This window comes from Poseidonibacter lekithochrous (genome assembly GCF_013283835.1).
GTDB lineage: Bacteria > Campylobacterota > Campylobacteria > Campylobacterales > Arcobacteraceae > Poseidonibacter > Poseidonibacter lekithochrous.
Map to the genome: position 1 here is coordinate 2,530,937 of NZ_CP054052.1, position 12,206 is coordinate 2,543,142.

General features: G+C 27.7%; 10 protein-coding genes. 6 read left to right on the forward strand and 4 right to left on the reverse strand.

Translation table 11 applies throughout. The features are described from left to right. Positions 1-71: 71 nt before the first annotated feature. Complete coding sequence (locus ALEK_RS11990) at positions 72-1,796, forward strand: ABC-F family ATP-binding cassette domain-containing protein (protein WP_071627723.1); 1,725 nt, start codon at positions 72-74, stop codon at positions 1,794-1,796. Between the two features lie 20 nt (positions 1,797-1,816). Here ALEK_RS11990 and ALEK_RS11995 read toward each other — a convergent pair whose 3' ends face one another. After that, entirely contained in the window at positions 1,817-2,302 is a 486-nt protein-coding gene (locus ALEK_RS11995) for a MarR family winged helix-turn-helix transcriptional regulator (protein WP_164072454.1), read from the reverse strand. Between the two features lie 113 nt (positions 2,303-2,415). Here ALEK_RS11995 and ALEK_RS12000 point away from each other — a divergent pair, with 113 nt between their 5' ends. Both ALEK_RS12000 and ALEK_RS12005 read left to right on the forward strand, forming a co-directional pair. Beyond that, positions 2,416-3,291, forward strand: coding sequence for a DMT family transporter (locus ALEK_RS12000; RefSeq protein ID WP_071627725.1), 876 nt, complete (start codon positions 2,416-2,418; stop codon positions 3,289-3,291). Beyond that, on the forward strand, positions 3,288-4,040 hold the full coding sequence (locus ALEK_RS12005; protein WP_071627726.1) for a class I SAM-dependent methyltransferase: 753 nt from the start codon (positions 3,288-3,290) through the stop codon (positions 4,038-4,040). The genes ALEK_RS12000 and ALEK_RS12005 overlap by 4 nt, the downstream gene beginning before the upstream one ends. Positions 4,041-4,056: 16 nt before the next feature. Here the strand turns inward: ALEK_RS12005 and ALEK_RS12010 are convergent, their stop codons facing one another. Together ALEK_RS12010 and ALEK_RS12015 are read right to left on the reverse strand one after the other, a co-directional pair. Then, complete coding sequence (locus ALEK_RS12010; protein ID WP_071627727.1) at positions 4,057-5,049, reverse strand: hypothetical protein; 993 nt, start codon at positions 5,047-5,049, stop codon at positions 4,057-4,059. A gap of 68 nt (positions 5,050-5,117) precedes the next feature. Then, positions 5,118-7,376 carry a glutamine--tRNA ligase/YqeY domain fusion protein gene (locus ALEK_RS12015; RefSeq protein WP_071627728.1) on the reverse strand — a complete coding sequence of 753 codons (2,259 nt, stop codon included), beginning with the start codon at positions 7,374-7,376 and terminating at the stop codon, positions 5,118-5,120. A 179-nt stretch (positions 7,377-7,555) separates the two neighbouring features. On the opposite strand from ALEK_RS12015, the gene ALEK_RS12020 reads away from it, so the two are divergent. After that, positions 7,556-8,479, forward strand: a complete 924-nt coding sequence (locus tag ALEK_RS12020) for a cytochrome-c peroxidase (RefSeq protein WP_071627729.1) — start codon at positions 7,556-7,558, stop codon at positions 8,477-8,479. Next, entirely contained in the window at positions 8,476-10,329 is a 1,854-nt protein-coding gene (locus ALEK_RS12025; RefSeq protein ID WP_071627730.1) for a PAS domain-containing sensor histidine kinase, read from the forward strand. The genes ALEK_RS12020 and ALEK_RS12025 overlap by 4 nt, the downstream gene beginning before the upstream one ends. Positions 10,330-10,356: 27 nt before the next feature. Here the strand turns inward: ALEK_RS12025 and ALEK_RS12030 are convergent, their stop codons facing one another. Continuing rightward, the gene (locus tag ALEK_RS12030) at positions 10,357-11,187 is read right to left on the reverse strand and encodes a PhzF family phenazine biosynthesis protein (protein ID WP_071627731.1); all 831 of its coding nucleotides are present in this window, start codon (positions 11,185-11,187) and stop codon (positions 10,357-10,359) included. A gap of 130 nt (positions 11,188-11,317) precedes the next feature. Here ALEK_RS12030 and ALEK_RS12035 point away from each other — a divergent pair, with 130 nt between their 5' ends. After that, entirely contained in the window at positions 11,318-12,184 is an 867-nt protein-coding gene (locus ALEK_RS12035; protein WP_071627732.1) for an AraC family transcriptional regulator, read from the forward strand. Positions 12,185-12,206 lie beyond the last annotated feature (22 nt).

Here is a 12,206-nt window from a genome sequence, read left to right on the forward strand (position 1 = left end):
CAATTTATGTACATATAATTCATCATATCATATAATCCCAAACTCAAAAAAAAACTGCAAAAAAGAGAATCATGATTGAATTAATTAATATATCGAAAAGTTATCCAACAGGTGAACTTTATAGTGACCTAAACCTTAGACTAAATTCAGGAGACAAAGTAGGCCTAGTAGGACGAAATGGTACTGGAAAATCAACACTATTTAAACTTATTTTAGGAGAAGAGCACCAAGACCACGGTGAAATTAAATTTCCTAAAGCCTATAAAATTGGAGCTTTAAAACAATATTTTGATTTTAGTGAAAAAAAACTAATTGACGAAACAGCATCAGCATTAAGCGAAGAAGATAAATATGATATTTATAAAGCTGAAAAAATGTTATTTGGTCTTGGTTTTTCTGAAGAAGATTTAGAAAAAGATCCTAAGTCATTCTCTGGTGGTTTTCAAATTAGAATTAATCTTGCAAAACTACTTTTAAGTGAACCAAATATGCTTTTACTTGATGAGCCTACAAACTACTTAGATATTCTTTCTATTAGATGGTTAAAAGCCTTTTTAAAAACTTTCCAAGGGGAAGTTATTTTAATTACTCACGATAGAGAGTTTATGGACAGTGTTTGTACTCATACTCTTGGTATTATTAGAAAAAATGCATTTATAATTCCTGGTGGTACTAGAAAATTCTTCGAGCAAATTAAAGCAAATGAAGAACATCATGAAAAACAAAAAATTGCACAAGACAAAAAAATCAAAGATTTAGAAGAGTTTATTGCAAAAAATAAAGCAAGAGCAGCTACTTCAACTCTAGCCCAATCAAAAGTAAAAATCTTAGAAAAGATGGAAATCTTGGAAGATATTAATTATGATGCAAATCTAAAATTTGATTTTAATTACAAAGATACATCTGCTAAATTCTTAGTAGAAGTAAAAGATTTAACTTTTGGATATACAAAAGAAAATATTTTATTCAAAAACATTTCTTTTGCACTTAGCCGTGGTGAAACTATTGGAATCATTGGAAAAAATGGTAAAGGTAAATCAACTCTATTAAATACTATTGCAGGAGAACTAGAAGCTCTAAGCGGAAACTCTGACTTCCATCCTTCTTGTGTATTTGGACACTTTGGTCAAACAAATATCTCACACTTGAATCCTAAAAATACAATTATGGATGAAATCTATAGTGTAAACCATAAACTTCCAGAAGCAGTTATTAGAAGTATTTGTGGAATTATGATGTTTAGTGGAGATAATGCTAAGAAAAAAATCTCACTTCTTTCTGGTGGTGAAAAATCAAGAGTAATGCTTGGTAAAATCATAGCACAAGATGTAAACCTTCTTTTCCTAGATGAGCCTACAAACCACTTAGATATTGACTCTATTGATGCACTTACAACTGCTATTAAAGCCTTTGAGGGTTCTTGTATGATTGTAACTCACTCAGAAGAATTATTAAGAGCTGTATGTGATAGACTTATCGTATTTACAAACGATGGGGCTGATTATTTCAATGGAACTTATGATGAGTTCTTAGAAAAAATTGGTTGGGAAGATGATGCAGGTGAGCAAAAGAAAAAAGTTGTAAAACCTAAAAGAAATAAAAAAGAGATTAGAAAACTAAGATCTATTATCGTAGCTGAAAAATCAAAAGTTACTAAACCACTTAAAACAGAGATTGAAGAAATCGAAGCTTTAGATGGAACACAAAAACAAGCTAAACAAAAAAGATTGGAAGAACTTCAAGCTGAACTTGAAAAATTAAATGCCCAATTTGAAAAAAGAATGGATGAAGTTTAATTAAAATAAAAACTAGAAAGTTACATCATACTTTCTAGTTCTTCTTCAAGAGCTTTTTTATACATTTTTTTTATAACAGACACGGCAATATCATGCTCTTCTTCTGTTACATCTTCTAAAAAATAATCTAAACTATTTACCCCTACTTCTTTTAAATCTTTTTCAATATCCATTGCTTTTTGAGTTGGATAAATCAATGTTGTTCTTTTATCTTTTGGATGTTTTGCTTTTAGAATATAATCATTTTGCTCCATTCTTTTCAAAGTCACTGTAATATTTGAGGACTCGGATAAAGTCTCTTTACAAATTTCACTTTGTGTCATAGATTTAAAACCATATAAAAGTAGAAGTATTTGTCTTTGCTCTACTGTCAAATTATACTGCTTTAGTTTTTGACTCATAGAAGTTCTTAACTTCGAATGGGCTTTACTTATCCAGTTTGCTATACAATCTTTATTTTCAATACTATTTTTCATAAGTGAATTATATAATATTTTCTTTGACAAGCTACTTTTATTTAAATACCTATGCAAATAGCTATTTAAATATATTTTAAGTTTTATTCAGATAAATTTCCATTATGTACTTATTACAACTTTAAATTTTCAAAGGATTAAATATGAAAAATAACACTTATATATTTGCACTATTAATTACAATGCTTGGTGTTGTTTTAATGAGTGTGGAAACACTACTTATTAAAATGACCAATATCTCAGGACTTACTTATTCTTTTTATATAGGCATCTTGATGTTTATATCACTAAATGCAGTTTTATTAAAAGATGGAATTAAAAACACTATCAATATATACAAAGACAATCTAAGAATTATTCTAATTTCAGGTCTGCTTATGGGACTTGCAAATATGTTTTTTATTAACTCTGTTAAACATACAAGTATTGCAAATGCAGTTATTATTATAAGTTCAGCACCTTTATTTGCGACACTATTTGCATATCTTTTTTACAAAGAAAAACCTCAAAAAAATATATTTATAGCTTCAATTTTTATATTTATAGGACTTATTATTATCTTTTCAAAACAGATATCAAGTGGAAACCTATTTGGGGATTTTCTTGCCCTACTTTGTGCTATGAGTTTTTCTCTAAATTTTGTGGTTATGTCAAAACACACAAGTGTAAATAGATTTGCAGTTCTTGCCTTTGCAGGAGTTTGTATAACACTTATGTCCTTACTATTTATTCAAAGCTATACAGTTGATACAACTTCAATGTATATTCTTTTAATTGCTGGATTATTAATCTCTCCGTTTTCTAGAATATTTGTACTTATTGGTACAAAAACACTTCCAGCAAGTGAAATATCACTACTTACAATTTTAGAGACTATATTAGCTCCTATTTGGGCTTGGATTTTCATAAGTGAAATACCAGTAAGTACTACAATATTTGGTGGATTAGTTATTCTAGCAACACTAATAATTAATAGTTTATATCTAATAAAAATATCTAAAAAGAAGGCACTAATATGAATCAAAAAGAGTATTGGAATAAAAAAGCATTAGATTTTCCAAGGTATGATAAAAATAAAGATGGTTTTCAACAAAAAATCATCAAACTTTTAAAAGATGAAAATATTATAAATGACAAAACAAGTGTTTTAGATATTGGTTGTGGAACAGGGGTTTATACTATTCCCTTAGCAAAAGAATGTGGGAATATCACAGCTTTGGATATATCATCTAAAATGTTAGAACTTCTAGAAGAAGACTCATGGAACTATAATGTAAATACTAAAATACAAACAAGATGTTCAAACTGGAAAGAGTTTAAAAGCACTGAAAAGTACGATTTAGTTCTTGCTACTTTATCCGCTGCATTTAGTGATGAACAAGACTTTGAAAAGATTTTACAGTATTCTAAAAAGCATGTGTGTTTTATTGATTTTGTAGATACAAAGGGTTCGAATTTTGAAGAACTTCTTTATAATACCTATGGAATTGAAAAAGCAATTTTTAAAGACTTAGAGAATAAGAAAAAGTGGTTAGAACATAAAAATATAGAGTTTAAAACTACACCATTGACAAATACATATTCCAAACTAATAGAAATAGATGAAGCAATATATAAAATAAAAGAGATATTAAAGTCATCCCAAGAGAATATAATTCTTAGTGAAGAAGAGATAAGAATAGTTTTAAACCCACTTAAAATAGGTAATAAAATAAACTATGTAATAAATATGAAACTTGAACTTTTACATTGGAGAACTACTAGTTAAATAGTAGTTCTTATTTTTACTCATGTAAAACACTAACTCTTTGCATTAAGTTTTGTATTTTTTCATTTTCACTTAGACTTCCAGAATAAAGGTCCTTTCTAGAATCTTGTAAGAAACCTAACCATTTATTTTCTTTTGTATCAACTGTAGTTGTAGATGTGGCTATAGATTTATTTAATTTAAAAAGTTCTTCATATCCACCACTAGAAGATGAAACTGAATTAAAAAAGCCATTTCTAATAGAATTAATATTTGAAAGACTTGATTCTATTGAACTTTTTGCTGTTTCTCTTACTTCTTCACTTTTATATTTTTCATCTTCATTATCAAGTTTTGATAAAGATTCTAAAGAAGATGATATTTTTATATTTAATTCTTGAAGATCAGAAGCATAAGAATCACTATTTTTATCTAATTGACTTATTTCATATTCTGATTTTACTATATCAATTTTCTTATTTATTTTATCCGCTTCAATTAACTCATAAGCATCTGGATTTTTAAGACCTTGTAGAGTTCTAAGTTCTTTAGTTAGGTTTTCTTTTTTAGTATTATCAGATTCTGATAAAGTTGAGTCTTTATATTTTCTACCAATAGTTTCTAACTCTTTAGTTAGATTAAACATTTGTTTATCATCTTGAAAACTATGATAATCTTTTTCTAATATTTTTTGTATTTTTACACTTATTTCTTTTATTGTCTCTTTATCATTATGAGAATAAGGTAGTTCACTATTAGCATCTAGTTTTTTTATTTCAGCTTTTAATTCACTTTCTCTTTCTTTCTCATTAGGACTTAAAGCTTTTTTTGTTCCAAAAATATCTTCTAATTGTTTATTTAAATCATCAATTTTCATTAGAGCATTTGACTCATTAGAAATAACAACTTTTACTTCATCTTTAGATGATGATTTATCTACATTAGAATCTTTATTTGTATTTTGACTTTGTGAGTTTGATTTTTGAATTCCACCATTTTGCATATATGCATTTATACTAGTATTTATCATTCAAAATCCTTTTGAAATATTAAAATGTAAAAAGGAGTTGTTTAATCAACTCCTTTTTTGTTAGTGTATTATTTTAGAGCTTGTGCAACTAGTTTATTAACTACTTGTGGATTTGCTTTTCCACCTGTAGCTTTTAGTACTTGTCCTACAAAGAAACCTAATAGTTTATTGTTTCCTGCTTTGAATTTCTCTACATTGTCTGGGTTCTTTTCAATTACCTCAGCAATTATAGGTGAAATTACGCTTGGGTCACTAATTTGTACTAGACCTTTTGCTTCTACGATTTTATCTGGATTATCTCCTGATTTTACCATTTCTTCAAATACTTGTTTTGCTATTTTAGAAGAGATAGTTTTATCATCTACCATTTTTACAAGTTGTGATACTTGCTTAGCTGTAAAGTTAAGCTCATTTGCTTCTTTTTCTTTTAACTCTCTTGCTACTTCTGTTACTACTATATTTGCAATTCCTACTGGGCTATTTAACTCAGCTAAAGCATCTGCATAAAATGATGATAGTTTTTCATCTCTTGCAATAATATTTGATACTTCTGCATTTAGTTTTAACTCAGATGTATACTTATCAAATAAAGCTTGTTGCTCATCACTCATAGCTACTTCAGTTCCAACTACTTGCTCATTTTTAGCTTGTTTTTTTGACTCTGTCTTTGATTCTTGCTTTGGAGCTGTTTTCTTACCCCAAGAGTCTTTTAATCCTACTATTTTGTTAAATACTGGTTTTTCATCTGTGTAATCAATAGGATCAGCATAGAAGTAACCTTGTCGCTCGAATTGGAATCTCTCATCTATTTTCTCAGTAACAATTGCAGGTTCTATTAAAGCATCTTTTATAACTGTTAAAGAGCTAGAATTTAAGTCTTCTAAGCTTTCAGGAGCTTCGTTTGCATATAATCTATCATATACTCTAACTTCTGCTTTAATAGCTTCTTTTGCACTTACCCATTGAATTGCACTTTTTACTTTGATACCACTAGTATCAGAACCACTTTTTGAATCAGCATGGTATTCAACTTTTAATTCAACTACTTTTCCTGTTTCATCTTTGATAACTTCTTTACAAGATATGATAAATCCATGTCTTAATCTTACAGGTTGTTCAGGAGTTAGTCTAAAGTATCCTTTTGGAGGATTCTCATTGAAGTCATCTCTTTCTATATAAATTTCATTTGAGAAAGGAATATCTCTACTACCCTCTTTTGGAACATCATGAGGATAATATGGTGCATCAATTACTTCACTACCTTCATAGTTTACAATTGTAACTTTTAGAGGGTCAAGCACAGTAAGAACTCTAGGAACCTTAGTATTTAAATCATCTCTGATACAAAACTCTAATTGTGCTACATCTACCATAGAGTTCGCTTTTGCAATACCTATTTGATCACAGAAGTTTAGAATAGACTCTTTTGTATATCCTCTTCTTTTGTATCCTGCAATTGTAGGCATTCTTGGGTCATCCCAACCACTTACTTTTCCTTCTTCAACTAACTCTAGTAATTTTCTTTTACTCATTACTGTGTAGTTAATACCAAGTCTTGCAAATTCATGTTGGTATGGTCTAGGCAATTCTAAACCTAAAGTATCTAATACCCAGTTGTAAATATCTCTATTGTTTTCAAACTCTAAAGTACAAATAGAATGAGTTACACCCTCTATATAATCAGATAAACAATGAGCAAAATCATACATAGGATAAATAGACCACTCATCACCAGTTCTGTGGTGATTTACATGTCTGATTCTATATAATAATGGATCTCTTAATTTCATATTAGCAGCACCCATATCAATCTTCGCTCTTAATACGTGTTCACCATCTTTGAATTCACCATTTTTCATTTTTTCAAAAAGTTCAAGGTTTTCTTCAACTGTTCTATTTGCGTACTCACTTCTTTTTCCAGCTTCTGTTACAGTACCTCTGTACTCTCTCATTTGCTCTTCATCTACACTATCTACATATGCCTTACCCATTTTGATAAGTTCAACAGCATAGTTGTAAATTTTTTGGAAATAATCAGAAGTATAATATACATTTTTACCCCAATCAAATCCAAGCCACTGCACAGCATCTTTTAGTGCTTCTACATATTTTGTTTCTTCTTTTGTTGGGTTAGTATCATCCATTCTAAGATTACAGTGACCATTGTAGTCTGATGCAATACCAAAATTTATACAGATAGATTTAGCGTGTCCAATATGTGGGAAGCCATTTGGTTCTGGAGGGAATCTAGTAATAACCTCTTTATATTTTCCTGACTTTAAATCCTCTTCTACTATTGACCGTAAAAAATCTTTGCTCTCACTCATTATTATTAAACCTTTTTGATTTTAAAACTTATTTTTAGTGCGTATTTTATCAAATTTGTGCTTACAGCACCTTAGATTATTTTTCAATAAAAATAACACTTTTAAATAATTTTATATTTATTACTATATAAAATTATTTTTGTTATAATTTAATAGATAATATTTAAAGTTGCACACATATGTATAAAATTTTTTTACTCTTATTTCTCACGATAACATTCGCTATTTCAAATAGTATAATTACTCCTCTTCCTATGAATCCAAAATATAATTATAAAAAAGCATTATTAGGTAAAAAACTATTTTTTGACACTAGATTAAGTCATGATAATACTATCTCATGTGCTAGTTGTCATCTTCTAAAAGAAGGCGGTGATGATAATATTCCTGTATCTATTGGAATAGCTGGGAAAAAAGGTACACGTAATGCGCCTACTGTATTAAATGCAAGATACAATAAATTACAATTTTGGGATGGTAATGCTAAAACACTAGAAGAGCAAGTAAAAGGCCCTATTCATAATCAAATAGAAATGGCATCAAATTTCAAAGAAATTATTTCTAAATTAAAAAAAGATGAAAAATATCATAAAGAATTCACAGACTTATACTCTAATGGTATTACAAGTTTTAGTATTACAAATGCTATTAGTGAATTTGAAAAAGCACTAACTACTCCTGACTCAAAGTTTGACAATTATTTAAGAGGAGATAAAACAGCTCTAAATACTAATGAGCTAAATGGCTATCAACTTTTTAAAGATTATGGTTGTATTTCTTGTCATAATGGAATCAATATAGGAGGTAATCTTCTACAAAAGATTGGAACAATTGAAGAGTATGACACTAGTGATTTTGGACTATATAACATAACAAAGAATAATGAAGACAAGTTTTATTTTAAAGCATCTAGCCTAAGAAATGTAGAACTTACTGCACCATATTTTCATGATGGAAGTATAGAAACACTTGAAGCTGCTGTTAATATAATGATTAAACATCAAGTGGGATTTTTAATAGATGAAAAAGAGAGAGCTGACATTATAAAGTTCTTAAAAACACTAACCGGAAAAACTCCTGAATTTTTAAGAGAGAATAAATGAAAAGAGCCCTAATAGCATCTAGTATGTTAGTAAGTATAATGATTTTATTAGCATATACTATCTTTAATGCAAAAACACAAAACTCAAATTTAAACCTATTAAATACAAATATTGAAAAAATAAGACTTATAAATAAAGATTTTGACTTGTATTTACAATATACATTGGAATATAACAATTTTGATATCATTGAAGACAAGATTAATTCCTTCTCAAAAAATCTGAATGAAATACTAAAGAATAAAATTCTAAATGAAGAGTTTAGTAATAGTCTTATAGATTTAAAACAAGTTACTCAAATAAAAATAAATAAAATATCAAAAGTAAAATCACATAGAGCTGTTTTAAATAACTCTTTTAGAATAATACAAAAGCTCAAAAAGAAAATAGATACAAATAACTTTGATGATGTATATGTAAGTATTTTGACTTTGGATAAAAATCCAGAAATAGATATTCAATTATTACATCAAAATATAGAAAAACTTCAATATAAAAATAAATATGAAAAATATTTTATTAAACATATAAAAACTATTTTGAGCTATCAGACAAAACTGCAAGATTTACAAGTAGAAATAAATCAACTAAATTTAAATAAGAAATTAAATAAATTACATTACTTATATGAAACACATACAACAGAAGCAAGTGAAAAAGCGATTATATCAATTGGAATTTTATTTACTCTACTTATTTTATTAATCATTACATATTTGATTTATACGTTTAAACTTATTAGCTCAAATAGTCAATTATTAAGATTTAGAAAGACGGTTGAAAGTAGTGATAATATAGTTGTTGTTACAGATAAAAATGAAGTTATCAAATACGTAAATGAAGCATTTACAAAAACAACAGGATATACATCTGACGAAGTTATTGGGAAAAAACCTAGTATTCTAAAATCAGGTCAACAAACTAAAGAGTTTTATAAAGATCTTCATAAAACAATTCATAGTGGTCATAAGTGGAGTGGAGAGTTTATCAATATTGATAAGTTCGGAGATTTATCTTATGAAAAAGCATCAATAACACCTGTATTAGATAATGGTCAAATAAAAGAATTTATTGCTATAAAACTAAATATTACAAAAGAAACTGTAAGAGGTCAGCAACTAAAAGAGAAAGAAAATCTACTAGTACAACAATCAAAAATGGCATCTATGGGTGAAATGCTTGAGAATATCGCTCATCAATGGAGACAACCTCTATCTATAATCTCAACAGTTGCTACGGGTATTGTTGTAGAAAAAGAGTATGGAATATCAAATAAAAAAACTGAAGTGAGTAAACTACGTGAAATAAATAATTCTGTACAGTATTTATCAGAAACAATTAATGACTTTAGAGATTTTTTCAAAACTGACAAAGAAAAAAATATTTTTAATCTATCAAAAGCATATACAAAAACATTAAATATAATTAATTCAAAATTCAAAACTAGAAATATCAAAGTTATTGAGAACTTAACAGATATACAAATGAATGGAATAGAAAATGAAGTAATTCAAGTAATAATAAATATTTTGAATAATGCAAGAGATGTATTAGAAACTAAAAAGAATCAAGAAAAACTAATTTTTGTATCAATATATACAAAAGATAATCATGCAATCTTAGAAATAAAAGATAATGGTGGAGGAATACCACAGAATATAATCAATAAAATATTTGAACCATACTTCACAACAAAACATCAATCTCAAGGAACTGGAATAGGATTGTATATGAGTTATGAAATGGTTGTAAAACATATGGAAGGAACAATAAAAGCTAGTAATGTTACCTATGATTATGAAGATACTACTTATAAGGGTGCTTGTTTTACATTAGCCTTACCCTTATAAGTCATAGTTCATATCATTTTTCTTCTATTATTTAATAACTCTACTTGTTCCAGATACTTTTACTGAACTATTATCAACATCACTAAAACTAACAAATAATTGAGAAGGCTGATTCATATCAAATCCTTGTAATATCTCAATTTCACCAGATTTTTTCAATCCTGTATTTCTTAAATACTCAGCTAATGCAATTGCTGCTGAACCAGTTGCAGGGTCTTCTACAACTCCACCATAAGCAAAAGCATTTCTTGAATGATATAGATTTTCGTTTTCTTTCCATAAAATACTAATTGTTACTATATTTTCTTTTTCCATTAAGCTTTTAACTTTTGGAAAATCGTATTTCATTTGGGAAAATTTTTGTTTGTCTTTTAGGAAAATAATTAAATGGTTATTTCCTGAAAATGCAATTTTTATAGGATAATCTTGATTTAAATCGTTTTTATTAAAAGAAAAAGAATCAATTAAATTAGTAATATATTCTTCATCTATTTCTTTTGAGTGAGTTTGTACTGAACTAATACTTGTAAAACTTTCACCATTTTTTTCACCCACATCAATTTTAATACTTCCTTCATTTAGAAATAATGTATATTTACCTAAACCAAATTTTTGACCAATTGAATAGCCACTAGCAATTGTTGCATGACCACAAAAAGGGATTTCTGTTTCAGGTGAGAAATATCTTATTCTAAAATCATCACCTTGTTTAAGTAAAAATGCTGTTTCTGAATAATTTACTTCTTTTGCAATTTTTAGCATTTCATTATCACTTAACATCTTGTCCATAAAAAGAACACCTGCTGGATTACCACCATCATTTTTATATGAGAATGCTGATATTTTTTCAACTTTCATTTTTATTCCTTATTTTTTATAGGTAAATTATAGAGTATTTTTGATCTTATGTCTTCTTCCTTTTATTCATTTAATATGCTCTATATTGCTATTTTTTATATTTTTAATAGTTATTTGATATAATTTAAACATGAAAAGAGATACTAAACACACTAGAGCTGAAATAGTTAATAAATCACTAGCTTATATTTATAAATACATCGATACTAATATTACATTAGATGAAATAGCAAAAATAAATAGTGTTAGTAAATACCATTTTCATAGAATATTCAAAGAGGAAACCGGAGAAAACTTATTTGAAAGAATTAGTGATATTCGTTTGCAAAAAGCTGCTAATTTACTTATTAGTAATTCCTACTCAACAATTAGTGAAATTAGAGAACAAAGTGGTTATAGCTCACACTCCTCTTTTGTAAAAGCATTCAAAAATAGATTTGGTTTTACTCCAAGTCAATGGAAAAATGGTGGATATACTGAATACTCAGAAAAAAACATCTCATATAATGTCAGTTTTAATGATAAGCTTTTAAATATTACTCCAAATATAAAAGTAGTACCAAAAAAAGTCTGTGCCTATATACGCCATAAAGGTTATGATTTATCAGTTAGTAAAACTTGGGAAAGATTAATGGCTTATGCCTATGAAAAAAAGCTCAATAATTCACAACAATTTGGGATTTTTTATGATAACCCTGTTATTACTCCATATGAAAAATGTCATTATATAGCTGGTATAGAAATTGATGAATCTGTTGTATTAAGTAATTCTATTAGTAAATTAGAAATTGAAGAATCACTATGTGCTATCTTTCACTACGAAGGAGTATATGGAGATGTGACTACATTGATGGTCTATATATATAACTTTTGGTTACCCAATAGTGAGTATGAAGCTAAAACACTGCCTCCTTATGCAATTTATCATAAGAATCATTTATTAGAAGAGAATGATAATTTTGTTTTAGACTTTTATGTTCCTATACAGATTGTTTAGAATAGTAGATTCAAGCCCTGAG

Bases quoted from the DNA above. Each gene is read 5' to 3' on its own strand.
- ALEK_RS11990 (WP_071627723.1), top strand. From the start codon at position 72: ATGATTGAATTAATTAATATATCGAAAAGTTATCCAACAGGTGAACTT.
- ALEK_RS12000 (WP_071627725.1), top strand. From the start codon at position 2,416: ATGAAAAATAACACTTATATATTTGCACTATTAATTACAATGCTTGGT.
- ALEK_RS12005 (WP_071627726.1), top strand. From the start codon at position 3,288: ATGAATCAAAAAGAGTATTGGAATAAAAAAGCATTAGATTTTCCAAGG.
- ALEK_RS12010 (WP_071627727.1), bottom strand. From the start codon at position 5,049: ATGATAAATACTAGTATAAATGCATATATGCAAAATGGTGGAATTCAA.
- ALEK_RS12015 (WP_071627728.1), bottom strand. From the start codon at position 7,376: ATGAGTGAGAGCAAAGATTTTTTACGGTCAATAGTAGAAGAGGATTTA.
- ALEK_RS12020 (WP_071627729.1), top strand. From the start codon at position 7,556: ATGTATAAAATTTTTTTACTCTTATTTCTCACGATAACATTCGCTATT.
- ALEK_RS12025 (WP_071627730.1), top strand. From the start codon at position 8,476: ATGAAAAGAGCCCTAATAGCATCTAGTATGTTAGTAAGTATAATGATT.
- ALEK_RS12030 (WP_071627731.1), bottom strand. From the start codon at position 11,187: ATGAAAGTTGAAAAAATATCAGCATTCTCATATAAAAATGATGGTGGT.
- ALEK_RS12035 (WP_071627732.1), top strand. From the start codon at position 11,318: ATGAAAAGAGATACTAAACACACTAGAGCTGAAATAGTTAATAAATCA.